The organism is Paenibacillus oralis (assembly GCF_003863965.1).
GTDB lineage: Bacteria > Bacillota > Bacilli > Paenibacillales > Paenibacillaceae > Fontibacillus > Fontibacillus oralis.
On sequence record NZ_RRCN01000001.1, the window covers coordinates 646592 to 671457 of the forward strand.

General features: G+C 53.5%; 18 protein-coding genes. 2 read left to right on the forward strand and 16 right to left on the reverse strand.

The window, feature by feature from the left end; genetic code table 11:
• Positions 1–121: 121 nt before the first annotated feature.
• From EHV15_RS03085 to EHV15_RS03160, 16 genes are all read right to left on the reverse strand, one after another.
• The gene (locus EHV15_RS03085; protein WP_128629977.1) at positions 122–1060 is read right to left on the reverse strand and encodes an ArsR/SmtB family transcription factor; all 939 of its coding nucleotides are present in this window, start codon (positions 1058–1060) and stop codon (positions 122–124) included.
• 81 nt (positions 1061–1141) lie between these two features.
• Positions 1142–2083, reverse strand: coding sequence for an ArsR/SmtB family transcription factor (locus EHV15_RS03090; RefSeq protein WP_128629978.1), 942 nt, complete (start codon positions 2081–2083; stop codon positions 1142–1144).
• Between the two features lie 102 nt (positions 2084–2185).
• Positions 2186–3487: a family 43 glycosylhydrolase gene (locus EHV15_RS03095; protein WP_128629979.1), complete on the reverse strand. Its 1302-nt coding sequence runs from the start codon at positions 3485–3487 to the stop codon at positions 2186–2188.
• 17 nt (positions 3488–3504) lie between these two features.
• Entirely contained in the window at positions 3505–4443 is a 939-nt protein-coding gene (locus tag EHV15_RS03100) for a carbohydrate ABC transporter permease (protein WP_128635144.1), read from the reverse strand.
• An 8-nt stretch (positions 4444–4451) separates the two neighbouring features.
• Entirely contained in the window at positions 4452–5375 is a 924-nt protein-coding gene (locus EHV15_RS03105; RefSeq protein WP_128629980.1) for an ABC transporter permease, read from the reverse strand.
• Positions 5376–5392: 17 nt separating this feature from the next.
• Positions 5393–7135 (reverse strand): extracellular solute-binding protein, encoded by a 1743-nt coding sequence (locus tag EHV15_RS03110; protein ID WP_178075749.1) that lies wholly within the window; start codon positions 7133–7135, stop codon positions 5393–5395.
• 175 nt (positions 7136–7310) lie between these two features.
• Positions 7311–8276, reverse strand: coding sequence for a glycoside hydrolase family 43 protein (locus tag EHV15_RS03115; RefSeq protein WP_128629981.1), 966 nt, complete (start codon positions 8274–8276; stop codon positions 7311–7313).
• Between the two features lie 193 nt (positions 8277–8469).
• The gene (locus EHV15_RS03120; protein WP_128635146.1) at positions 8470–9063 is read right to left on the reverse strand and encodes a TVP38/TMEM64 family protein; all 594 of its coding nucleotides are present in this window, start codon (positions 9061–9063) and stop codon (positions 8470–8472) included.
• Between the two features lie 529 nt (positions 9064–9592).
• Positions 9593–10906 carry an MFS transporter gene (locus tag EHV15_RS03125; RefSeq protein WP_281281593.1) on the reverse strand — a complete coding sequence of 438 codons (1314 nt, stop codon included), beginning with the start codon at positions 10904–10906 and terminating at the stop codon, positions 9593–9595.
• 485 nt (positions 10907–11391) lie between these two features.
• Positions 11392–12552 (reverse strand): winged helix-turn-helix domain-containing protein, encoded by a 1161-nt coding sequence (locus tag EHV15_RS03130; protein WP_128629982.1) that lies wholly within the window; start codon positions 12550–12552, stop codon positions 11392–11394.
• A gap of 455 nt (positions 12553–13007) precedes the next feature.
• Complete coding sequence (locus EHV15_RS03135; RefSeq protein WP_128629983.1) at positions 13008–15092, reverse strand: beta-galactosidase; 2085 nt, start codon at positions 15090–15092, stop codon at positions 13008–13010.
• Between the two features lie 30 nt (positions 15093–15122).
• Entirely contained in the window at positions 15123–16721 is a 1599-nt protein-coding gene (locus EHV15_RS03140) for an ABC transporter substrate-binding protein (protein ID WP_128629984.1), read from the reverse strand.
• A gap of 192 nt (positions 16722–16913) precedes the next feature.
• Positions 16914–17777 (reverse strand): carbohydrate ABC transporter permease, encoded by an 864-nt coding sequence (locus EHV15_RS03145; protein WP_218571267.1) that lies wholly within the window; start codon positions 17775–17777, stop codon positions 16914–16916.
• A gap of 132 nt (positions 17778–17909) precedes the next feature.
• Positions 17910–18830, reverse strand: a complete 921-nt coding sequence (locus EHV15_RS03150) for an ABC transporter permease (RefSeq protein WP_128635148.1) — start codon at positions 18828–18830, stop codon at positions 17910–17912.
• 109 nt (positions 18831–18939) lie between these two features.
• Entirely contained in the window at positions 18940–20514 is a 1575-nt protein-coding gene (locus EHV15_RS03155) for a response regulator (protein WP_128629986.1), read from the reverse strand.
• A 187-nt stretch (positions 20515–20701) separates the two neighbouring features.
• Positions 20702–22417: a sensor histidine kinase gene (locus EHV15_RS03160; protein WP_128629987.1), complete on the reverse strand. Its 1716-nt coding sequence runs from the start codon at positions 22415–22417 to the stop codon at positions 20702–20704.
• Between the two features lie 169 nt (positions 22418–22586).
• On the opposite strand from EHV15_RS03160, the gene EHV15_RS03165 reads away from it, so the two are divergent.
• Together EHV15_RS03165 and EHV15_RS03170 are read left to right on the forward strand one after the other, a co-directional pair.
• Complete coding sequence (locus tag EHV15_RS03165) at positions 22587–24512, forward strand: BglG family transcription antiterminator (RefSeq protein WP_128629988.1); 1926 nt, start codon at positions 22587–22589, stop codon at positions 24510–24512.
• Positions 24513–24526: 14 nt separating this feature from the next.
• A complete protein-coding gene (locus tag EHV15_RS03170) occupies positions 24527–24865 on the forward strand; it encodes a PTS lactose/cellobiose transporter subunit IIA (protein WP_128629989.1) in 339 nt (112 codons plus the stop codon).
• Position 24866: the final 1 nt, after the last annotated feature.

Sequence of the window (24866 nt, forward strand, 5' to 3'; positions counted from 1 at the left end):
CAATTCTATTGGATATAATCCAATGACAATACCGAATGACGTACCGACAGCTAGCTTCACCTAAAAGAAAAGAAAAAGCCGCCCACTCCGGGAAACCGGAATTAACGGCTGCTCGTTTTTTTCACTCATTCTCATCCAATGTATACATTACGCGCATGAGCAGATCCTGTTCATGGTCGCCGAACTGGCGGCCGAACAGATTAACGCCGCCTTTGCGTACGGCATCCGGCTTGACGCCGATACGCACCCGCAGGCCCGGGCGTTGCTGGAGCCGCAGATCGGAAAGCGTGACATCCGACACTTTCTGCATATCCAGCGTCGTCCGCTCATGGTCGATGCGCCACGTTTTCAGCAGACCGTATTGGGTCATCCAGTCCAGCCACCAGGGCGGGTTCAGCAGCCCCCGCCGGTCGCCGAAATCGCCGGGGCTGGTCCAAGTGCCGATTTCGGCGCCGTTAACCCACACCGAAATATCCGACGGCCAATCATTATCGTAATTCGGGGCTTCGGAACACAGTTCCATCGATAGCTCAATACTGTGGATTCTCGCATTTTTAGGGATTTCCAAAGGCAGCAAATACTCCAAAAATCCTTTGCGGAACCAAATAATCTGCGCCCCTATACGCTTGGGATTGTAAAAGCTGGCCGGCTCGTCTTCACGCATCAGCATCCCTTCCTGATTCGCCATCCCGCAGGTCGGATGGACTTCGCAATCGCTGAAATGCCCGATGGGCATTTCAACCTCGTAAACCCGTATTCCATCCTTCGTCGAACGAATCGTATTGTTTAGCGAGATGAGAATATCGTCAAAGTTCCGGCTGCATACCTTCATCGCTCCGCGCACGGCGGGCAGCAGCTCCGTGTTGATCAGCCTGGCCGCTTCCAGGATCTTGACGTTGTTCGCCACAGTAGAAGCCGGAAGCTGCAAAACCTCGGCGATTTCGTTCACATTCATGCTCCGCGCGTTGAGCAGGCGCAAAATATCCACCCGCGAACGCGTTGAAAGGGCATGAGCCACCTGAACCAGCTTCTCCGGTTCTTCAATACCGACTTCCAACATTCAAAGCCCTCCTCCGGCGTATCAACCATTTAGCAAAAACCATCCCCCGCAAAAGGAAGATGGTTTTTCGTTTCCGATCGTTTATTCCGCTGAATCATCGAGTGTATACGCAACCTGCATGATCATATCCTGTTCATAATCTCCGAACTGCTTGCCGAACAGATTGACCCCGCCTTTATGGACGGCGTCCGGCTTCACGCCGATACGCACCCGTATGCTCGGACGCTGGTCAAGCCCCAAACGCCCCAGCGTAACGTCGGACACTTTCTGCATATCCAAAGTGGTCCGCTCGTGGTCAACCCGCCATGTTTTCAAAAGTCCGTATTGCGTCGACCAATCTTCCCACCATGCCGGGTTCAGCGCCCCGCGCCGGTCGCCGAAATCCCCCGGACTCGTCCACATGCCGATCTCCACGCCGTTGATCCACACGGAAATATCCGAAGGCCAATCATTGTCGTAATTCGGCGCTTCGGAACACATTTCCATAGACAGCTCGAGCGACTGGATTCGCGCGTTTTGCGGAATCTCCAGCGGAAACTGGTATTCCACGTAGCCTTTGCGGAACCATAAAATTTGCGCCGCCACATGCTTGGGATGATAGAAGCTCGCCGGCTCGTCTTCTCTCACCAGCATGCCTTCGCTTGACGCCATGCCGCAGGTCGGATGCACCTCGCAATCGCTGTAATGGCCGATCGGCATCTCGACCTCGTAATATTTCATCCCGTCTTTCGAGGTCCGGATACTTGAGTTTAGCGAGATCAGAATATCGTCATAATTCCGGCTGCATACCTTCATCGCTCCGCGTACCGCCGGGAGCAGTTCCGTATTGATCAGCCTGGCGGCTTCCAGCACCTTCACGTTGTTCGCCACCGTGGACACCGGAAGCTGAAGGGCCTCGGCAAGTTCAATAATATTCATGCTTCGCGTGTTGAGCAGGCGAAGCATGTCAACCCGAGAGCGCGTCGAGAGAGCGTGAGCGACCTGAACCAGTTTATCTGGTTCATGTATACCGACTTCCAGCATATGAACCTCCGTCACCGTATTCCCAAAAAATGTTCTATCTTTATTGACTTTACTATAAAAACCTGCAGTAAAGCAACGTTATTCATTTCACGATCAGGAAGTTCATTTCACCGGCCGTATATCAAAAAAATCGAGCTCAACCTCCCCCGTATCCTTTGTAAACCGGATTTTGTTTTCGCCGTCCCGCAGCTTGATTTTTGCGGTGGACAGCCCCCAATTTTCCCAGCCTTTACGGGTGACATACAAGCTGACGGGAGCCCCCGAATTTACGCTTAGCCCGAAATAAGCCGCTTCTCCGCCTTCGTTCCCGTTTGCGGTTCTGGCCAACAAAACGTACTCGCCCTCCGCCGCGTTCACCGTATACTCCGCGTAACTGCCCGGCGCCTCAAACCGCGCCTTGCTTCCTCCCGAGCCCGCGGAGCTTGGCAAAGCGGCCACGCCGCCGCCAAGCGTTCCCGACTCCGCCTCATAGCGGGTGCGCGCGGCTTCGCCCGAAGGCAGCCGAATCGGCAGGTTCGGATCGGCGGGCACTCCGAGACGCGGGGTATTGCTTATGTTCCAAGTGAACGGCTGCGTGCGGATTTCGCGATTCCAGCCGGCACCGTCGTATTTGGCCACATGGTAAACGATCCAATCCTCCGTGCCGTCCGGAGAAGTCGTGAAAGAATGGTGCCCAGGACCGTACAGCCCGTTCCCGGATACAAAGATAGGCCGATCCCGTTTGCTCCATGAAGCGGGGTTCAGCAGATCGCCGGACATATCGGCCGTGATTAGCCCAAGACAGTAATCGTTGGTCCAGCTCCCGCTCGCCGAGTAAACAAGATTAACGACCCCGTTTCGGATGGCGACCTGGGGACCTTCATTGACATGAGGGGAATGATTGGTTTCCCAGCTATAGGTTGGCCTTGAGATTTCCACGCGCTCCGAGCCGATGGTCCAAGGATTGCTCATGCGGGCGATGTACAGATTTTGCCGCACGTTGACATATTCCTCCCAGCCGGACCAGATAAAATACAGCTGTCCTCCCGCTTGCAATACGGTGCCGTCGATCGCCCAGCGGTCCGTGGAATCGGTGATCTGGCCTTTTTGCTCCCATCCCCCCTCCATCGGATCGTCTGAGGTATTTTCCATGACATACATCCGGTGATTGGCGTTATCTCCGTCATCCATCGCGTAATAAATATACCAGGCCCCGTTAATGTAATGGAGCTCGGGAGCCCAAATATTATGGCCGCCTGTGGCGATCACTCTGCGGGGCGCCGCGTCAAGCGCGGTTAAACTATGCGATTTCCAAATCGTAACGTTGCCGCCGGTTGTTTTGGTAAAATAGTAAAATCCGTCCGTATGCTTGTAGACCCACGGATCGGCCCCATCCTGCATGATCACGTTATAAAAATGGTCCATGCTTCGCTTCCTTCCTTTCAGCCTTTAATCGAACCGACATAGACGCCTTTGACAAAATATTTTTGCAGGAAAGGATACACCAGCAAAATCGGCACCGTCGAAACGACGATCGCGCAATATTTCACCAGCTCGCGGAACGCGGTGGAGCTTTCGGCGCTGTTGATGACGACGCCGCCCGCGCTGCCGATTGTGGTGGCTGTAGAGTCATTGGCGACCAAAATTTCCTTCATTAATAGCTGCAGCGGGAACAGGTCCCGGTCTTTCAGCAGCACCATCGCATTAAACCAGGAGTTCCAGTTGCCCACCAAATAATACAGGAAGATGACCGCCAACGTCGCTTTGGACAGCGGCAAAATCACCCGGATGAGCACGCTGGCCTGGCTCGCGCCGTCGATCGTCGCGGCTTCCTCGAGCTCAACCGGAAGCGCCTGAAAGCTGGTTCTTAAAATGATGATATTCCAGGTGCTGATGGCGGTCGGCAGGATCATCGCCCACAGGTTGTTGTACAAATGGATGTCTTTCATCAGCAAAAACCAGGGAATCAGCCCGCCGCCGAAAAACATCGTAATCGTAATCAGGATCATGATGAGATTTTTGAAATACAAATCCCGCCGTGACAATACGTAAGCGCCCATAATGGTCATGACCATATTAATCAGCGTGCCTAAGCTAACATATATAATCGTGTTTTTGTATCCCACCAGCAGGCTGTTGTCTTTAAACACCAGCTTGTAACCGTCCAGCGTGAACCCGAGCGGTTTCAGCAGGACGCCGCTGTGCGCCATGAGCGCCACGGGATCGCTGACCGAAGCGAGGAAAATATGGAGCAGCGGGTAGAAACAGGCCACCGTAATCGCCGTTAATAACGTATAATTCAACGCGTCGAAAACACGGTCCGAGGCGGTTTTGGGCCGCCAGCTTTTTTTCCGGAATCCGGTTTGCTTGGGGCTGGCCATTCTTCTTTCTACCATAAGCTCACCTCCGAAGTGCGTCTGGCGATCCGGTTCGTCGCCCACAGGAGCGCAAAGTTGACCACGGCGCTAAACAACCCGACCGCGGTGGAAAAGCTCAGGCTCGCTTCCCTTAACCCGCGCCGGTACACATAGGAGGCGATGACGTCGGCCGTATCATAGGTCAGAGGGTTGTAAAGCAAAATAATTTTCTCGTGCCCGGACGCCATCAGCCCGCCAATCGCGAAAATGAACAAAATGACGATGATCGGCGTGATTTGCGGCAGCGTGATGTACCACATCTTTTTGATTCGCCCCACGCCGTCAATGTCGGCCGCTTCATATAACGCGGGATCGATCGAACTCATCGCGGCCAAATAAATGATGCTGTCCCAGCCGATGTTCTGCCAGATGCCGGAAAACGTATAAATCGGCCTAAAGAACGAGGAATACCCGAGCAGCGAGGTGTACTCCTGGCCCGTAATCCATTGAATGAGCTGGGTGACGACACCTTCATCGGCCGTAAAAATATGGATGATCCCGCAAACGACGACCAAAGAAATAAAATGCGGCATATAAGTGATCGTTTGCACGGACTTTTTAAATTTGCCGTCGCGGATTTCATTCAGCATCAGCGCCAGGATGATCGGGGCGGTAAAGCCGAATACGATGCCCCAAACATTGAGGAGCAGCGTGTTTTTGATCACCCGCCAAAAATACGGCCCCTGGAAAAAATCAACAAAATGCTTGAAGCCCACCCAATCGCTCTCGGCAAACCCCAGCAGCGGCTTGTAGTCCTTAAAGGCAATCAGCACGCCCCACATCGGGCCGTAACAGAAAACGAGAAACCAGGCGACCACGGGAATGGCCAGCAAATAAACAAACCAGTTCTTTTTCAAATCCTTTTTGATGATCTGCTTTTTCCGGACGATCTCCATTGAACGTATCACCTGCTTTATCTATTGTTATAGCGTTCCAATGCCGTTTGATGAATGCTCAGGAATTCGTCCAGGCCCATCTTTTTGGCTTCTTCCAAAAACTTGTCATAAGCGTCAACGGGCAGCTCGCCCTTGATGATTTTTGCAAAATATTCCCCTCTCAGCGTCGACAGCTGGTTCCCGAGCTCCGCCTCCCGCGACGCTTCTTCCTGCGTGAAGGAAACCGGCGGTATTGCCGCGCTTGTATCCATGTTTTCGGTCCAGTACTTCCGGATTTCCCCGGAATAGCTTCCTTTGGCCACGATCAGCGGATTGGAGTTGTGTTCGTCGCGAATGTCCGGCCACGAGTGTCTGCGGTATTTATCGAGCGCAACAGCGACGGGCTGGCCATCGGGATCGTTGTACATGTGGCTGTTTTCGGGGTAATAAGGTTTGCCGTTTTCATCGATCATATGGACCGTGCCGTATTCGCCGTAATTGTAGATTTCCCAGCCTTTTTTCGTGTAGGCAAAATCCAGCCACGCCATCGCCGCCTCGACATTATCGCACTGGGTGGTAATCGCCGCTTCGGTCCCGGTTCTCTTGAAGTTTTTATACGTGGTGGCGGATTTATCTCCTGCGTTCAGCACAGGATTCAGCGCGCCGACAAAATCGATGCCGTTTTGCTCCTTCCAGTAACTCCACATCGTGTCGGGCGAATCCATAATGACCGCGGTTTTGCCGGAAATCGCGCCGGCCATTCTTTGATTAAAGTCGGCGGTTGCCCAGTCCCGGTTCAGCAACCCTTCCTTATTCCACTGCTGCATCGTGGCCAAATACTCCTTGGCTTTGGGCTGCGCCGGGCCCCAGGCCACTTTGCCGTTTCCGTCCAGGAACGTCCAATCCCACACGCCAAACGCGCCGTTCATCGCGCCCGTAAAAATCTGGCCATAGTTGGACCCGTAATTCAGCGGTTCGCTGTAGCCGGCTTCCTTGGCTTTGGTTAAAAAAGCGTGCCACTCATCCATGGTCTTGGGCACTTCCATGCCTGTTTTGTCCAGCGCTTCCTGCTTGACCAGCATGCCGAACCACATCCATTCCGAATAAGGCGCAAGGCCGTAGAAGCCGAGCAGTCTGCCGCTGTCCGTGATCGTCGTTTTTCTTCGCGTCTCATCCGAGTTGCGCCAGGCGGAATAGTTCGGGGCGTTTGTCTCCATCAAATCGGTCAGATCCATGTACGCTCCGTCGTTGACCCCCGCCTCGAAGCCTCCCGGGTAGCGGCCGGGCCCGATGATAATGTCGGGCAATTCGCCGGAGGAAATCATCAGCGTAAACGCGTCGGCCTCCTGCCCTTTCGGCGGAGTGATAAAGTTTACTTTAATACCCGTCAATTTTTCGACTTGCTTCTGAACGGCATGGTTGTTCATATCGGGGATGTTGGTGTTCGCGGGCATCCAGACGTCCAGGGTGACGCCTTCTTTAAAGGGGTAGGCGGAATAGTCATTAGGGATTTGTTCGTCAAAAATATCGCCCAGGTAGGTATCGTTCAAAGTGAGGTTAACCTCATCGAGCTGTTCCTGGGTTGGCGCCGTATTGCCGCGGATCTCCTGGCTGATGTCCGTAAATGTGTGAACCTTGCCTGGTGGTTTTTCGGAAGAATTCTCCGGATTGGAGGTAGTGTTTGGGGAAGCCTGGTTCGCGCCGCCGCTGCACGCCGTTACCATTAATGCCGCAAGTAATAAGACCAACAACAGATTGAGCATACGTTTTGATTTTTTCATATAACCCTCCGCTTAATTAATCTATTAACCTTAATATTATGTTTTAATGCAAAATTTTTGTATGTTGGCGCAGATTAAAATCCGGTATTTGTAGAATGTTAACGCTTTCATTTTCCGTAAACCTGATTTTTGTGGAGTTTTTGGATTGCAAAATATTTGTTTCGAAGATGTTTATTTATTCTCCCGATGGGCGAGGTATAGAGGCGTTGGTTCCTAGCGGAACGCCGAAGTCCGGCATGCCGTCTTCTTTCCAGCCGAATTTTTGCAGGCGCGTGCTGCGGGGAGTTCCCGCCGAGCGAGGTTGCTCCGCCTCGGAATAGGAGTAGGCGTGGTAAGCGATCCAATCCTCGGAGCCGTCCGGAGATAGGGTGAAGCTGTTATGTCCCGGAGCATAGACCCCCGACTCCGGATTTTGGGCGAAGACCGGGCCTTCGTGTTTGATCCAGGCTTTCGCGTCCAAAAGATCCTCGGACTCCGAAATCCTCGTCATTCCCAAACAGTAATCGTCCGACCAGGTGGCGCTCGCCGAAAACACAAGGAAAATCCAGCCGCCCCGCCGCAAAAACACCGGGCCTTCATTAATCGCCATCCCTCCCTGCTTCTCCCAGGCTTCAGTAGGCGCCGTAATCAGCACATTCGGCCCCGTCAAAGTCCAGGGATTGGCCATGCGGGCGGCATAAACGGCCGATCCGTAATCAGGAAAATATCCGTAACCCGAGTAGAAGAAATACAACTCTCCCCGATGCGGCAGTACCGTCCCGTCCAGCCCCGGAAACTCCGTATTGACGGCTCCTTTAAAACGCCACTCGTCGTTCAGCGGATCATCCCCCGAAAGCTCGAGCACGCACACTCTCCGGGTATCATCCCCGCCGCCATCATTCGCCGTGTAGTAGATGTACCAGCGGTTTTCGATGCAGTGGAGCTCCGGCGCCCATAAATTGCGGGAATACGGCCCAGACGCGGCGGGAACCCAAACCGTCTTCGGCTGAGCATCGGCCAGTCCGGTTAGGGTCTCGCTGCGCCACAGCGCGATGCGGTCTCCCAGCGTCACCGACATGTAATAACTCCCGTCGCTATGCCGGATGATCCAGGGATCGGCACCGTTTGCCAAAAGCGGATTACGGAACGAATGTTGAGTCATGTTTGGCCTCCTTTATAAATTGAGTCTGGTAAGTACAATAAAATATTTGTTTTAATGCAAATATTTTATTTATTTTACAACAATAATGCTTTCCCTGGTGATTGTCAACGCTTTCATAAAAAAGAAATATTTTCTCAGCCGAAGCAACAAAAAGGCGTCCCAAAAGTAATTTCACTTTTGGAACGCCCCATGCTTACTCGGCGGGCTCGGCCGCAGCCGCCGTGAAGTGGCTCTGCAGCTTCCGGTTCAACCACAAGGAAGCCGCAATGAACGCCGCGACGCCAAGGAGCTTGGCCGGCTGCGCGGCAAAGTCGGACAGATGCGTGCCGATATAGGACACCCAGAAGACCATGACGGCTTTGCCCAAAGCTACCGCCACGCCAAAGGAAACGGCCGGCATCCGCGTTAGCCCCGCAGCCATGTTAATCACGACAAACGGGCCTACCGGCAGCATGCTGAGCAGAAATACGAAGCTGAATCCGTTCCTGCGCGCCCATATCATCGCTTTCCGCACCTTGGGTTTGGCCGCCCAGCGGCGCATGACGGGAGTCTCGGCCGCTTTTCGGATCAGCAGAAAGGTCAGCAAACTCCCGCTCACGAGTCCGATCCAGGAGTATAAAAAGCCCAGCCACATCCCGTAAATCGCGGCATTGGCCCCCACGATCACGATCGTCGGCAGCGGCGGAACGAACGATTTCAGGAAGGTTAGCAGGATGCCGGGCAGCGGCCCCAGGGAGCGGAAGCGCTCCAGGAAGAGCTCTATACTTTGTTCCGTAAAATAATCCATCATGCTAAGTTCTGCGCCTGACAATAAACTTCACCTCTTCTATCCGGGTCCCCCCATTATACTATAGCCGAACCCGGATTCCCGGCCTGAATAATCAACAATATGATGGATATTACAAAAAAAGCATCGCCGCTGGCGAGGCCCTTTGCCCGCGCATTCCCTCTTCGGTTCGATTACGAGAACCCTCATGATCGGAAGCACCGAGGACTTTGGCTTTTTCTAAACTTTGGGAGGGGAGGGGGCTGCTCTAAGGGACACCAGCGACCTTATCCGTCCATTTCCCGAGTATTTCCCAGGCTAACGGACACACTTGACTCTATTTAGCTCAAAACCAGTTCATCCAGGCCGATTTGAGGTAAATAAGGTCATCTGTGTCCGTTACATTTTGCAAACCTCCGTTTTTCCGAAAATAGCGGCTCTGGTGTCCCTTAGCCTTCAGATTCCGCTTCTCCTCCCCTCTCTACCTGCGCATCCTCCTCTACCCCGCCGGAAATTTTATAAATTCTGGCATCTAATAAAGCCGGAGCGGTCACGCCCCGCCAGGATAAGAACGCTCGGCCGCAGGCGGCAGGCCGGCTTCATCCCTCTCCGGCGGCGAAGCGGGCCATAAGACCGTGTGAAACAGCACGCCCGCCGTCCCGATCGCGGCAAGCAGCAGGCCGATCAGCAGAAACGCGGTGCCGGCCGAAACCAGCCGGATCAAGACGCCCCCGGCCAGCGGAGCGGTCAGCATGATCGCGCTGGAGATCGTATTTTGGATGCCGAATACGCGGCCGACCGCTTGCTCGGGCGTTTCCTTCTGCAGGACGTAATTTTGCGTCACCATATACGCGCCGTTGCCGATGCCGATCAGCAGGCCGAATCCGAGCAGCCATGCCGCCCCCGTTCCGGGAGGACAAAGGCCCAGCAGGGCAATCCCCGCGCCGATCAGGGCGCAGCCGCCGCCGAGTCCCCAGCCGGAGGAAATCCGGCGGAACCGGTTAAGCAGCAGAAGGACCAATACGGCTCCGGCCCCGATCGCCGATACAAGCCAGCCGATCAGCGATTCGTTGTCGGGCGCAATCCCGCGCAACAGCGCGGCAAACTGATAATCGACCATCATCAAAACGATCAGCGCTATGAGTCCAAACAGCATCGTATTTCTAAGCAGTTTCGCTTGCGCGAGCAGCAGCCAGCCTTCCCGCCATTCGCCAAGGAGTCCGCTCAGCATATGCGGGCGCGGGCCGCCGGGAACGTGTCTGCCATCCGCGGCGCCATTCGGCAGCCGGCCAAGAGGATAAAGCAGCGCCGCGGACAGGAGCCTCGCGCCAATATTAATCGCGATGCACGCCTTGGGGCCAAACGCCGCCAGCGCCGCGGCTCCCAGCAGCGGCCCGGCCACCTTGGAGCCTTGCCCGACCAGCCCGTTCAGCGCGGTTGCCTGGAGCAGTTGGCCGGGCGGCACAACCTGACGCGTCAGCGCCTGCTGGGCCGGCACGTGAAATACGCCCGCGGCCGAACGAAAGGCAAGCAGCGGCAGCAGCCAGTACAAGTTCGGCGCAGCCAGTATGGCCGCGGTCAGCATCGCGGTCACGAGATCGCACAGAAGCATGAGCTTCGCTTTGTGCAGCCGATCGGCCAGCGCTCCGGCAAAAGAGCCCAGCAGGACCCCCGGCAGCGCCATGGTGACCGGAATCAGCGCCAGCAAAAGCGGGTCGGCTCCCCAGCGGTAAGCGACGATCACCTGGATCGCCAGGGCGTCAAACCAATCGCCAAAAGTGGCCAGGGCATAGGCAGCAAACATGTGCCGGAAGCTGCGGTTCGACCGCAGAGATGGACAGGATTCGTTATTTTGATTTTGCACCGGACATTCCTCCGTTTCACGTTCAGCTTACAGCCACATCGTAACGGAGCATTGTCAGAGGAAAATCAGACGGAATCCGTGTCACCTTGGAGGGAGAGCCGATTCGATTGTTTTTTTAGTGCGAGTTCAAAAAGTCAGGTTTACAGGACCGAAGCTTTTGCTTCCGAAGTGCGTTTTTTCAAAACGCTAAGCTTATGCTTCCGAAGTGCGTTTTTTCAAAACGCTAAGCTTATGCTTTCGAAGTGCGTTTTTTCAAAACGCTAAGCTTATGCTTTCGAAGTGCGTTTTTTCAAAACGCTTTAGGTCGGATGAAGCTAGGGACGAAAGTAGCGGAGCTACACGTTTTCGTAGAAAACGGCTTCGGAAACATAGGCTTGGTGAACCTACGTGAGTCAAATGTTTCCGCAGGAAACATTCTTCGGAAGCATCCGCTTGGCCCGGCTGAATTCAAGATTCACGCCCGATCCGCTTCATAAACCGCTTCGTCATGGAAAGATGGCTTTTTGAACAACCTTTTTTAAATCGGCCCGATAGCGGGACAAGCCATACTCCTTATCCAAAGCATCGTAAACGGCACGGTATTTTTGTCCAAGCCGGGGGTCATCCGGCAGACGTTCCTGCAGGAACAAAACGATTTGGCAGACCGATCCCAGCAGTATCGGCACATGCATGGACGCTTGCAGCACTTCCAGCCCTTCGTCGATCAAATCGGCCCCGGCCTGCCGCTGCCCTTGGGTAAGCAGATGCAGACCTTTGACAATATGGTAACGTCCGATCTCCCGGAGATACGGCGAGTCTTGCAAAAGCCGCTCGATCCGGCCGGAGGCGCGTTCCGCTTCGGAGCTCTGGCCGGCTACGACCTGAACGTACATTTCCATAATCGCAACAGGGATAACAAAGCCGGACAGTCCGTCAGATTCGACCGTTTGCCGCGTTTTTTCGAATCTGCTTATCGCCTCCCCAGGTTGTCCGGCATCGGCATATACATCCATGATGTTTAAAATCGCCAGTTCCCGATGCTGCCGGTCCGGAAGAATACGCAGCTCCAGCACCCTCTCGCATAATTGCAGAAATGAAAGAACTTCCTCCCGCCGCAGCGCCATTCCCCGATACATGATCAGCATCCAATACAATTTTTCCTGGAGGGGGATTCCGTTCTCTTCCATAAACCAGGGAATATCGCCTTGAATGAAATGAACGTATAGCGTATAATATTCATCCACTTCAAACCCCAGCACGTCCTGCCGATCGGCCAAGGCAAGCAGCGATTTGCCCTGCCCCAGCAGGTGGTATTTTTTGAACAGCTCCCTCATCGCCTCTTGTACTTCCGGATCTTGCACCGAAGGATTGCCGACCGCTCTTCTGTCCCGAAGCGTAAGGCTGTATCCGTATCCCCGCACCGTATTAATGGCGATATGCGGCCAGTGGCGGAGCTTCCTCCGCAGGCGGTAAATATGGTCGTCCACCGTCCGCTCCACCGGATATTCCAGCAGCCATACCCGGTCGAGCAGTTGCTCTCGCGTAAACGCCTGGTTGCGGTGATCGTACAAAAATTGCAGAAGCGCGAACTCCTTTGCCAGCAGGCCGATGGAATCCGAACCGCATGTTACCGTATAGCTGGCGGGATCAAAGATCAATGAGGACATCCGTGCATTCATCCTTTCGCGGTGTTGAGTAAAACGTTGTTTTTCATTTTACTTCTTTTTTCGGCAAGGAAAAAGCCGCTGAACGAGTCAGCGGCTTTGTACTGCGGTTGCTGTAATGCGGTTACTGCGCTAGTTGCAATCGGGCGAGCCTGGCGCATAGCGGAATTTTATGGCGTTATTCCCATCATTTCGCCCCATTTCACCGCAATAGCGACATTTTTGGGCCCTATTAATGTGGAGCCCACTTATTTCTAACTGTTTTTGTCCGTCTGGAGGAAAATAAGTACTTTTTATTCCGCTATTTGCTCATCCCCCGGTTTCCGCTGAAAATAGCGACATTTTTCTCCCTTATTCTTACCATAAGACGCGAGGAGGCTGACTCCCCAGTTGCGAGTAGAAACTTTCCAGCTACAATTCCATTTCGGAAGTCCTGTTGCCGGAGCCCCTCCCTTTCCCTACGCCTGCGCCGTGCGCTTCAAAATCGCGATGCCGTGTACGGGCAACTCCAGCAGCGTGCCGGCGGATACCGCTTCGCCGCTTTCGGCATCCGTGTAGCCGCGCCCGTCAAGCTCGACGCGGGCCGCTTGGCCGGAGAAGTTCTGCACGAACACGTAATCGTGCTCCCCGTCCGTGCGCAGCTGCGCGGTCACCCCCGCCGGAAGCGCGGTTTCAAGCGCGCGGCGCACGCCGGCGTCTTGGGCGAGCTTGCCGTACAGCGCTTCGTAAAACGCAGGATCGCTGACGCGGGCCGCCAAATAATACGCTTTGCCTGCACCGAAGCGATTTACGGTTAACGCCGGTTTGCCGGCATAGAAGTCATCGCCGTAGACGCCTAGCACCCGGGAGCCTTCGGCATGGATATGCTCGCACAGCTCATGAATTTCAAACGTGCCGCTAAGGCCAAGCTCATTCCCGCTCTCCATCACCAGACCGTTCCGGTCATGATCGTGCAGCCCGTCGATTTCCTCCGCCCACACGCCCAGCGTCTTCCGCAAAGGTCCGGGAAAGCCGTTCAGATGGCAGAGATCGTTTTCGTCGACGATGCCCGACCAATAGGTGACGAACAGCGTGCCGCCGTTTTCGACGAACCGCTCCATCTTTTTCCCGGTTTCTTCGCGGAGCAGATACGCCATCGGAACGACCAGCAGCTTATACCCGGAAAAATCGTCGAAGGAACCGATGATGTCGGCCGGCACGCCCAATTCCCACAAAGCGCGGTACTGCTGCATGACGGTCTCTTCATAGTGAATTCCTTTGTTCCGCGGCCCCTGCGCGTCGTTGACCGCCCAGCGGTTGTCCCAGTCGAACAGGATCGCCGTCTCCGCCGGAACCGTTGTACCGAGCACCTCCGTTAGTCCGGCCAAAGTCTTCCCGAGCGAGGCCACGTCCTCGAACACGCGGGTACGCTCATGCCCGACGTGGTCGACGACCGCACCGTGGAACTTTTCGCTGGAGCCGCGGCTTTTCCGCCATTGGAAGTATTGCACCGTATCGGAGCCGTGAGCCACCGCCTGCAGCGAGGACAGCCGGTGCATGCCCGGGCGCTTCAGCTTGCTGACCGGCTGCCAGTTCGTCAAGGAGGGCGTACTTTCCATCAGCATAAACGGCTTTTTCTTCAGCGAGCGGAACAGGTCATGGTTAAAGGCGAACCAGGACGCCACGCCCGCGTCCGAATCCGCTTCGTGCCAGGTCGGATAAGCGTCCCAGGAAATGACGTCCACGGCCTTGGCGAATTCGCGGTAATCCAGCCCGTAAAACAGGTCCATCATGTTGACCGTGCACGGCAGATCGGGATTTACCGCCTTGAGCGGGGCGATTTCATGCTTGTAGAAATCGATCGTCTGATCGGAGACGAAGCGGCGCCAGTCGAGGTTTTGCCCGTGCACCATCGTCTCGCCGTGCGGCGCCGGAGATTCCACCTGCGACCAGGACGTGTACGTATGGCTCCAGAACGCCGTCCACCAAGCGCGGTTCAGCGCGTCCAGCGATCCGTATTTGCGCTTCAGCCAGCCGCGGAACGCTTCCTGGCAATAATCGCAATGGCATTCTCCGCCGTATTCGTTGGATACGTGCCAGCCGAGGATCGAAGGGTGGCTAGAATAGCGCTCCGCCAAGCGGGTGTTCATTTGCGCCACCTTCTCGCGGTACACTGGCGACGTGAAACAGTGATTATGCCGCATGCCGTGGAGATTGCGCTGGCGGCTTGCACCTACGCGCAGCACCTCCGGATATTTCTCCGACATCCAGGCCGGGCGCGCGCCGCTGGGGGTGGCCAGCCAGGCGTAGATGCCGTTTTCCGCAAAGGTGTCCAGCACGCGGTCCAGCCATTCGAAGCGGTACAAGCCCTCCTCCGGCTCCAGCGCAACCCAGGAGAAAATCCCCACGCCCATCACGTTGCAATGGGCCAGCTTCATCATCCGGATGTCTTCGGCCAGCACCTGCGGGTCATGCAGCCATTGGTCGGGATTGTAGTCGGCGCCGTGCATAAATGCCGGGAGTTTGGCGCTGATCGGGGGAAATTTTTTGCTTTTTGTACTCATGGTATCGTCCTCTCCTTCATGCGAAAGGCTTTATTTGGGTTGTGCGGCCAGAAAAGCGTCGATTTGGCTTTGCAGCTCTTGCTGGATTTTGTCCAGACCGGCGGCTTGCAGTTGCTTGATCAAATCGGCCTGGCCTTTATCAAGATCGTTAATCAGTCCATATTCGAGCGGAATCGCGTAGCGGAGCATCACGTTGCCGACATTGGCGATTTCGTTCTTCACGTTCGTATCGTCAAAGACGAAGGTTTCGAGCGGGAAATGGTACACCTTCGACTGCCAGTCTTCCAGCATTTTCGTGCCTTCTTCCGGATAAGAAGCATCGGTGCGGTTCAGCAGAGAGTTCCAGCCCCAAACGGAAAAGCCAGACAAGTTATAGTTCGTAAAGCTTGGTCCCGGGTTGTATTTGTCGTCGTCCACCGGCTCGTAATGCTTGCCGGCGATGCCGTACATCGTAAGATCATGGATTTCCTTGTCATTTTGCAGCAGGTCGATCAGCATCAGCGAGCGCTCCGCGTTTTTGGAGGAAACATGAATTGCCAGGCCGTTTTGCGTCGAAATTGCCCCGATCTTTTTCTTGTCCGGCGTCAGATCGGCAACGGTAACTTCCATCTCCGGCTTGTCGCGGCGGATTTCGCCGACATTGCTCGAGATCGTACCCAGGTTTTGCGCGTAGGAGGACGTTTTTCCGGCTTTGATGTCCTGGAATACGTCGTTTTTGTTGCTGACGATGTTTTTGGACCAGCCTTTGTTGTCGGCCAAATCTTTGTAGTACGCAATCAGGCTTTTGAACTCGGGCGTATCGTAGGCATTAAACAATTTACCGGCCGGATCGTCGATATTATAAGCGAGCGGGAAGTTGTAATCGACCAGGTTCCATTCGTTTTGCTGCTCCAGCAAAATTTGGTCCAGCTCATGCCATTTCCAGCCGTCGGCCGGTTTGGCGCCAAACGGGCTAATGCCTTTTTCGTTCGCACCAATCGCCTTCAAATAAGCGGCGTAGGTTTCCGGGCTGTTTACCGGCTCAAGACTGTATTTTTTGCGCAGGTCTTCGCGAACCAGCACCACTTTGTCGGTCACGTCCTGGTTGTTGTTCGGCACCATGTACAGCTTCCCGCCCACTTTGGCTTGATCCCAGGAGCTTTGCGGCATCGCCGCCCACGTTTGCGGCGCGTATTTCTGCAGCATTTCATCCGTCAGCTCCAGGAACCCGCCCTTTTGCACCTGGTCGATGTAGAACGCCCAGTTTGCGGTGTAAGCGATATCAAAATCTTCATCAGCAGCGAACTTCAGCGGATACTTCTGCGTCCAGTCCGCCCAATCGAGAAACTCGGCTTCTACGGTGGCGTTGATTTTCTCTTTCAGCAGCTCGTTCAGCTTGCCGAACACTTCATCATAATCGGTCGGTTTGCCGCCGATAAGCAGCATTTTGAGCTTTACTTCCTGAGACAAGTCCGCAGAGCCGTCCGCCGCTATAGCTGCATTCGCAGCGGTGTTGTTCGAGGCCCCCGCGCCGGAGGTATTTTCGTTTGCCGCTTTATTGCCTCCTCCGCCGCCGCAAGCGGCCAGCAATGTCGTCAGCGCCAACACCATGGCCAGCAGAAATGTTGCTTTCTTTCTCATCTTTTTCATACTAGAGTTCCCCCTAATGATATGATGAAATGCTCATAAGATTGTTCAAAAAGTCAGGTTTTCAGCACCGAAGCGTATGCTTAGGCCCGGCTGAATTCAAGATTCGATGTCGAATCCGCTTCTTGTCCTGCTTCGTGATCAAAAGATGACTTTTTGAACTACATCTATTTGATAACCAGGTTTCCCCTGAGGTCATCCTTTAACTGCGCCGATCGTCAGGCCTTGCACGAAATAGCGTTGAATAAACGGATACGCGATCATAATCGGGCCGGTGGCGACGATCGTCATCGCCATCTTCAGGCTTTCGGTCGGGATGTCCACGCTCATGACGGCGCCGGCGGCCATCATCGCCTTGCGCATGCCGTCCATATTGCCGAGCAGCCGGTACAAGTAGTATTGGAGCGGCATCAGATCGGAATCGGAAATGAAGAGCAGCGCATTGTACCAGTCGTTCCAGTAGCCCAAGGCGATAAACAGGCCGATCGTGGCCAAAGCCGGTTTTGATAAAGGCAGGACGAAGCGGATAAAAATCTGAAAGTCGCTGGCTCCGTCGATTTTCGCCGATTCGATGATCGCTTCGGGGATGCTGCTCATAAACGATTTCATGACGATGATATAAAACACGTTCATCAGCATCGGCAGAATCAGCACGATTAGCGTGTCTTTCAGATTCAGGTAGTTGACGATCAGCAAATACCACGGGACAAGCCCGCCGCTGAACAGCGTTGTAAAGAAGAAGAAAAAGGAGAAGTGGTTCCGCCATTTAAAATCTTTTCTCGACAGCACGTAAGCGGTCATCGAGGTCAAAAACAGGCCGAAAAAGGTACCAAGCAAGGTGACCGATATCGTGATGCCGTAAGCTTTCAGCATCTCCTGCGGATATTTGAACAGAATGCTGTAGGCTTCCAGGGAAAAAGCCGTAGGGATGAGCTGGAACCCGTCTTCGATGATTTTGCTCTCCTCGGTGAGCGAGGAAGAGATGACAAGGATAAACGGAAAAATGCAAAATAAGGCGAACAACGTCAATGCGGTATACCCGATGATTTGCAGCAGCATGCGGTCCGCGGACCTGCGTTTTTTCTCTCCCGGCTTCACCGCCGGTTCCAGATTGTCGTACTTCGGAGCCATCGTACTCATATCGTAAACCTCCTATATAAGTCGTTCGTGTTCATGAGGCCGCCCCGGCCGTTAGAACAAAGCGCGATCCTTGTCGTATTTGCGTACCGCGTAGTTCGCCAGCATAATCGTGGCAAAACCCAGAATCGACTGGTAGAAGCCGGCGGCGGCGGACATGCCGATTTCGTTCGACGTCGTCAGCGACCGGAACACGAAAGTATCGATGACGTCCGTAGCCGAGAACAGGAGGCCGTTGTTGCCGACCATATTGTAGAACATCCCGAAATCGCCGCGGAAGATGTTCCCGATGGCAAGCAGGACCAAAATGATGAGGGTAGGGTACAAATTCGGAATCGTAATTTTGAAAATCCGTTGAAACACGTTGGCGCCGTCGATTTCCGCCGCTTCGTACATTTCCGTATCGATGCTCGTAATCGCCGCCAGGTACATGATCGTTCCGTACCCGAGCGTTTTCCAGGCCGACACGATGATGAGGATTACCGGCCAATAGGCCGCGGTATTGTAGATGTCGATCGATTCCAGGCCGACGGCGTTCAGCAGCACGTTGATCGTTCCGTAATCGTAGTTGAACAGGTTGTACGCAATCGCGCCGACGACAACCCAGGAGATGAAATAAGGCAGAAAAAGCGCGGTTTGGGTGATTTTGCGGAACCAGTTCCCGGCCACCTCAAACAGCAAAACCGCCGCAAAAATTTGCACGATGTTGTTGACGACAATAAACGCTAAGTTGTACAGCGCGGTGTTTCTCGTAACCCGCCAGGCGTCCCCGGAGTCGAAGAAAAAGCGAAAATTGTCGAGTCCGTTCCACGGGCTTCCGAACACCCCGCCGGTATAGTTGTACTGTTTGAAGGCCAATACGATGCCCGCCATCGGTATGTAAGCGAACAACAGAAAAAACAAAACGGCCGGCGCCAGCATCAGCAGCAGCACTTTATATTTTTTCACATCGCTCCAAAAGCCGCGTCCTTTCATCTGATCCATACTCCCCTCTTGGTTGTCTCTATATGTATTATAGAAGGGGGCGGTTTCACGGGGGATTCAGCAAAGCAACAAAAAGCAATACTAATTCCACGATACCCGCTTATATTTTTTGCGTTTTACGGTATTCGCCCGGGGTCATCCCGGTGGCCTGCTTGAATTGGCGGTTAAAATAAATGATATTTTTATAGCCCATCTGCTCGGCGATTTCGTAGATTTTTAAGGTAGGATCGGTCAGCAGCTCGCAAACACGTTTCGTCTTCAGACCGTTCAAATAATCGCTGAAATGGACGCCGGTTTCTTCTTTAAACAAATAACCCAAATAATTCGGGGTAAAGTCGAAAAACGCGGCCACTTCCTTCAGCGTAATTTTTTGCTCCAAATTGTTCTCCACGTGCTGCATAATGTCCCGGATCAGCTTGCGCTTTTGCTTCTGCTTTTTGGCGTAAAGCAGCTCCGACAGCTCAAAAAACCGTCTCCGCAGCCACGACATGATGTCATGGATCGTTTCAAACTGGAACAGCAGCACCGGCTGATGCGAATCCCATTTCAATAGCTCGTACAAGTTTTCGCCCATTTCCCGCAAATCGGCATGAAGTTTGGTCGTGATCCGGATGATCAGGTCGTAGACGTCGTTTTTCTGGGCGAGGGGCACCCCTTGATAAAAAAGCTCCAGCAAGCAGTCGTCGATCGTGACCAGGTCATAGTGCAAAATCGCCTTCAGCATCCGCTCGAGGATTTCATCCGTCCGCTTGGACGCAAACCGGCTTTCCGGCGAAAACACACCGGCCTCCCGGATCAGCCGGTCTTTGCCGACGAGCCATTTCGCGCTCAGCGCCGCCTGGGCCTGACGGTAGGACTCGCGCAGCTGCTGCCCGTCATAGGCAAACCCGCCGGCGCCGACGGTGACGGAAAACGGGGAAATCTGCCGAACGGCGCGGATCAGTTCCTCGAGCATTTCCAGAAACGTCGTTTCCGGAACGGCCGACAGCAGGACGAACCTCGTCGGATGATTGACGAGAAAAGTGCCCATTTTCATTTCCAGCGAAAAATGCTGAACGAAATCCATCACTTTATGGATTTGCCGGCGCCGTTCGTCCTCGGCCATCGCTCCCGTCTTCCACTCGAGATCATCGATTTCGACCAAAGCGGCCGCCGTTCCCGTTTTCAGGAGCGTGTCCAAAAAACCGCGGATATGGCACTCCACCTGCTCCGGCGAGATATCGTTCAGCCAACGCAGCAGCAGTTCTTCATTCACCAGGGTCAGCGCTTCCGCAAATGTACGGTCCTGGTCGCGCTCACGCTCGATTTCGGCGCATAGCTCGCCGACCATTTTGTACAACTCCTGGTCCTCCACCGGTTTCAGCAGATAACCCGACACGCTGATTCTGATCGCTTCCTTGGCGTATTCGAAATCGTCATGGCCGCTGATGAATATGATTTTGACATGCGGATTGATTTCTTTCGCTTTCCGGGCAAATTCAATCCCCGACATAATCGGCATGCGGATATCGGACAGGATCAAGTCGATGCGCTCCTGCTCCATCGCTTTTAACGCATTGAAGCCGTTGTTGGCCGTGGCCGCCACCTGGAGATTCAATCCGCCGGCCAGCACTCTGCGGCGCAGCCACTCGAGGTCAATCGCTTCGTCATCAACCAGCAATACATTGATTTTCATATCTGTCATCCTCCGGATGTTTTAAGCGTGAGTTCAAAAAGTCGGCTTTTCAGCACCGAGAAGGTTCTTCTATTTCGAGCATACTTGCAGGTACTTGCCAAGAATATAGCGGTTTCCAACAAAAACCTATACAAATTCACCGATTTTAATAGATTTGGCGATGATTCCCATCCTTGAAAATTCCGGGTTACTCCAAAGCGGGCTGGTCTTCCGTGTTGGCCGGGAGCATGATGCGCACCGTCGTTCCCCCGCCGTAAACGCTGGCGATGCGAATTCCGTATTTATCGCCGTACCGCAGCTTGATTCGTTCGTTTACGTTTTTGACGCCGTAGCCGCCGGTTTGGCTTGGTCCGATCCATAGCCGGCTCACCGTCTCTGGCCGCATGCCGATGCCGTTGTCGATCACCTTCAGCTCGATTTGACCGCCTATTTGTTGCCCTTTGATGATGATGGCGATCGTTTCGCCGAACCAGGCATGCTTAAAGCTGTTTTCCACAAAAGGCTGCAAAATGAGCTTCATAACCTGAACCTGCAAAATGGAAGGGGCCACATCGATATGGACCGTAAACGCCCCGGCGTATTTGACGCGTTGAATGTCCAGGTACGTCTCGACCTGCTTTAATTCGTTTTCGAGCGGTGTAAACACGTTGCCCTGGTTTAAGGTCAGGCGGTAAAAACGGGATAAGCCCTGCACCATTTGGGTTACTTTTTCCGCTTCTCCCAAGTTGGCCAGGCTGCTGATCGTGGACAGCGTGTTGTATAGAAAATGCGGGTTGATCTGCGCCTGCAGCGCCTCCAGTTCGGCCTGCTTTTTCTGAATGCCCTGCACGTAAACGCTGTTGATCAACGTCTGGATATTGGCGGCCATGACGTTAAACGCATCGGCGATGTGGACGAATTCATCGTTGCCGGAAAAGCGGATCCGCTTCTGAAAGTTGCCGTCCTGAAACGATCGCACCAGCGCAACGATACGCTTCATTTTGCGGCCGGACAAGCGGGCGACGATGTACCCGATGGCCGCCATGCAGGCAAAGCTGATCGTACAGACGGTAAGAATCACCCGCTGCAGCCGGCCGGCATCTTTCGTTAAATATGCTTTGGGCACCAGCGCTTCGATCACGAAATCCGTTCCCGGTATCGGTTCCTTCAGGCTTAAGTAGGAATTTCCGTCATAGCTTTGCGCGGCGCTGCCCCGCTGGTACAGCAGCTCCCCGGATGAAGCCGTATCGATCAGGCGGATGGTGATGCCCTCCTCGACGGGAAAGGTGGAGAAATCGCCGAACAGGTCGTCGAGCGACGCCGTGATGCGGACGTAGCCGATGACGGTCATATTTCCGCTGTACGACACCAGCCTGCGGATGTGAGAGATGTTCCCGAGCCGCTGGTCCGTATCGATTTGCAGCCAGATGTTGTCCCGCTCCGAATCCTTGAATTCTTTGTACCATGCGCTGTCCTTAATGTCCTCGAACGGCAGAATATAGTAATCGCTGTCCCTGATCGGCTCCTCCAGGTTATCGCCCGATACGAAATACAGCTCATCGTTGAGCGTATATAACATTAACCGGATATCGTTTCCGAATAACTTCAGCGGCGCCGTGATTTCAGGCACGATCTTATCCAGCATGGCCAAGTAGATGTCGTAGGCCTCCCCTTTGGTCTGCAGCGCCCGCTGAAAAGCGAGGTTGCTGAACAACGTGTCCGACATCCGCTGGATTTCGTCCATTTGATAACGGATGTTGCTTCGGGCCTGCTCCATACCTGTCCGAATGTTCGTCTCCGCCATTTCCGTTCTCGACTGGATCAGCATCGAATAAGAAGTGTAGCCGATGATGGCATCCGTCAACAGGACGAGCAGCAGGTATGGGATCAGCATTTTGTAGGTAAAAGGGATATATTTTTTCATACATCCATCATATCGGCGGGAAGCATCAATGGAAACAGCGAATCCTAACAATCCTTGCCGTTTCAAATTGCAAAAAATGCTATGTTCTTTTGAGAACGCTTCCCCTATGCTTAAGCCATAACCGGTTGTATTGCTTGACGATACTAGTATCAAAAAAAGAGGGAACGGCATGCGAGAATACACCATACTGCATATTTTGTACACCAAAAGGCTTCCGGTCAGGATGAGCGAGTTGATTGCGGAAGTGGGGCTCGGCGAAAGGACGGTTAGGGGAGTCATTCGTTCCCTGGATCGGACGGGAGCCAAACACGGATTTGGCATCAAGACCATCCGGAATCAGGGATTCCTGCTTGAAATCGAGGAAGAGAACCGGTTTGCCGCCTATTTGGAGCATGTACGCCGACTTAGGAGCATGGTAGATTCGGATAATGCGGCTTCCCGCCAGCAATATATTATTTATTACTTGCTTCAGAGCGATGCCTTTAAGTCCATGGACCAGGTTGCGGAAGAGATGGGCATCAGCCGCACGACGCTGACTTCCGATTTGAAGGAGGTCGAGCTGAAAATCGCCCCCTTTCAGCTCGAGCTGCTCCGGCGCTCCCATTACGGGGTGAAAATTGAAGGGGAAGAAAAAAATATCCGCAAAGCTTTTTCGCATTTTATTCTCCAGAATCATCAGGCGATTGAGCAAAACGAGGATTTCAACAAATTCAGCCGTAAGTTTGACGCGCATAAGGATCAATTGAAAGCATATTTGCTGCAGGTGCTGAAGGAAAAAGAACTGCGGATTTCCGATGTGTTTCTAAACAATATCGTCACGCATCTGTTTATCCTGCTCTACCGCATCTCCAAAAGTAATTATATTGTCAGCGGACAAGCCATGCTCAAAACGCCCGAACCCCTGTACCGCGATATTGCCGAAAAAATAGCGGATTGGGTGGTACAACATTACGAAATGGCGCTTCCGCCCGACGAAATGGACTACCTTGCGCTGCATATTTCGGGCAAAACGATTGTGGAGCATATTGGCGAGGACACGAAACAGGAGCTGCAGCAGGGTATCAGCGTTATTTTAAGGCGGCTTGATCAAGAGTTCCTGACGGGCTTCAGCTTGGATGAAGACCTCCAGCAATCGCTGCTGATGCATATGTTCCCGCTGTTAAACCGATTGTATTACAACCTGCAGCTCGACAATCCGCTGGTGGAAGACGTGTACAGCGAATATGCCAACGTGTTTGTCATCTCATTCCGCTTTGCCGAAATTATTGAGGAGCAATACGGATTTAAAATGTCCCGGGATGAGGTCGGCTACGTCGCCCTGCATTTTGCCACTCATCTGGAGCGCAAAAAGCAGCAAAATCTGGAGCAGTTCAAACGAATCGCGGTCATTTGTTCGACGGGAGCGGGCAGCGCGCATTTAATCCGGCTGAAACTGGAAGCGGTTTTTCCGAAAGCCTCCGTGATTACGGCCTCAATTTCCGAAATGGAAGACATGCTGAACCGGCCGGTGGATTTGATTCTGACTACGGTGCCTTTGGCAACCGATTTCAAGGAAAAGCCGGTCATTCATATCAAAAGCCTGCTGGATGACCAGGAAATACAGCGCATTCGCGAGCTGCTTTCCCTTAGAATCGATCCATCGCGCCCATCCTATAAGCTGAGCGATTTCAAAGATTTATTCCGGCGAGAATTGTTCCATCTGTCCGGTCCCGAAGATTATATGAAACTGCTGGAGGAGCGCTGCCAAGAAATCGTCGGCAAGCAGTACGCGGCGGAAGACTTCCCCCGCCAGGTTTTACTGCGGGAGCGGAAATTTACGACGATTTACAAAAACGGCGTAGCCGGACCCCATCCCATGCGGATGAGCGCAATTAAGGACTGCATTAATGTGACGCTGTTGAAAAAACCGGCCCTGTTTGAAGACAAACTGGTCCAATGCATTTTTATCATCAATTTGCAGCCCGGCCAGTTGTTTTTGCACAAAGAAATCAGCAAGCTGCTGCTTACACTGATGGAAAAAGACGATGTGCGCAGCAGAATTTTGGCCGTAACCAGCTTTGAGCAATTTATGAAAGAAATCGAGAATTTTCTATAGGAGTGGGAAACCATATGGAATTTGAACAAATCGTCATGCAAATTATCGCCAGCAGCGGAGAAGCTAGAAGCTTGTGCCTGAAAGCCGTGCGCATTGCCAGAGAAGGCCGGCTGGAAGAAGCAGGCGAGCTGTTGAAGCAGGCTAAAGAGCAATTGGGAAAAGCGCACAAAGTGCAAACCGGACTGATCCAAGCTGAAGGACGCGGTGAAAAAACGGAGGTCACCATTCTGATGATTCACGCCCAGGACCATTTAATGAATGCTTTGACGGTACGGGAATTGATCGTAGAGCTGATTGAGGAGATTCGACAACGCCAGGCGCTTGAACAGAAATTGAAAGGATTGGTGGACTGAA

Coding starts and splice junctions, on each gene's coding strand:
- EHV15_RS03085 (WP_128629977.1), bottom strand. CDS start 1,060: ATGTTGGAAGTCGGTATTGAAGAACCGGAGAAGCTGGTTCAGGTGGCT.
- EHV15_RS03090 (WP_128629978.1), bottom strand. CDS start 2,083: ATGCTGGAAGTCGGTATACATGAACCAGATAAACTGGTTCAGGTCGCT.
- EHV15_RS03095 (WP_128629979.1), bottom strand. CDS start 3,487: ATGGACCATTTTTATAACGTGATCATGCAGGATGGGGCCGATCCGTGG.
- EHV15_RS03100 (WP_128635144.1), bottom strand. CDS start 4,443: ATGGCCAGCCCCAAGCAAACCGGATTCCGGAAAAAAAGCTGGCGGCCC.
- EHV15_RS03105 (WP_128629980.1), bottom strand. CDS start 5,375: ATGGAGATCGTCCGGAAAAAGCAGATCATCAAAAAGGATTTGAAAAAG.
- EHV15_RS03110 (WP_178075749.1), bottom strand. CDS start 7,135: ATGAAAAAATCAAAACGTATGCTCAATCTGTTGTTGGTCTTATTACTT.
- EHV15_RS03115 (WP_128629981.1), bottom strand. CDS start 8,276: ATGACTCAACATTCGTTCCGTAATCCGCTTTTGGCAAACGGTGCCGAT.
- EHV15_RS03120 (WP_128635146.1), bottom strand. CDS start 9,063: ATGGATTATTTTACGGAACAAAGTATAGAGCTCTTCCTGGAGCGCTTC.
- EHV15_RS03130 (WP_128629982.1), bottom strand. CDS start 12,552: ATGTCCTCATTGATCTTTGATCCCGCCAGCTATACGGTAACATGCGGT.
- EHV15_RS03135 (WP_128629983.1), bottom strand. CDS start 15,092: ATGAGTACAAAAAGCAAAAAATTTCCCCCGATCAGCGCCAAACTCCCG.
- EHV15_RS03140 (WP_128629984.1), bottom strand. CDS start 16,721: ATGAAAAAGATGAGAAAGAAAGCAACATTTCTGCTGGCCATGGTGTTG.
- EHV15_RS03145 (WP_218571267.1), bottom strand. CDS start 17,777: ATGCTGCTGCAAATCATCGGGTATACCGCATTGACGTTGTTCGCCTTA.
- EHV15_RS03150 (WP_128635148.1), bottom strand. CDS start 18,830: ATGAAAGGACGCGGCTTTTGGAGCGATGTGAAAAAATATAAAGTGCTG.
- EHV15_RS03155 (WP_128629986.1), bottom strand. CDS start 20,514: ATGAAAATCAATGTATTGCTGGTTGATGACGAAGCGATTGACCTCGAG.
- EHV15_RS03160 (WP_128629987.1), bottom strand. CDS start 22,417: ATGAAAAAATATATCCCTTTTACCTACAAAATGCTGATCCCATACCTG.
- EHV15_RS03165 (WP_128629988.1), top strand. CDS start 22,587: ATGCGAGAATACACCATACTGCATATTTTGTACACCAAAAGGCTTCCG.
- EHV15_RS03170 (WP_128629989.1), top strand. CDS start 24,527: ATGGAATTTGAACAAATCGTCATGCAAATTATCGCCAGCAGCGGAGAA.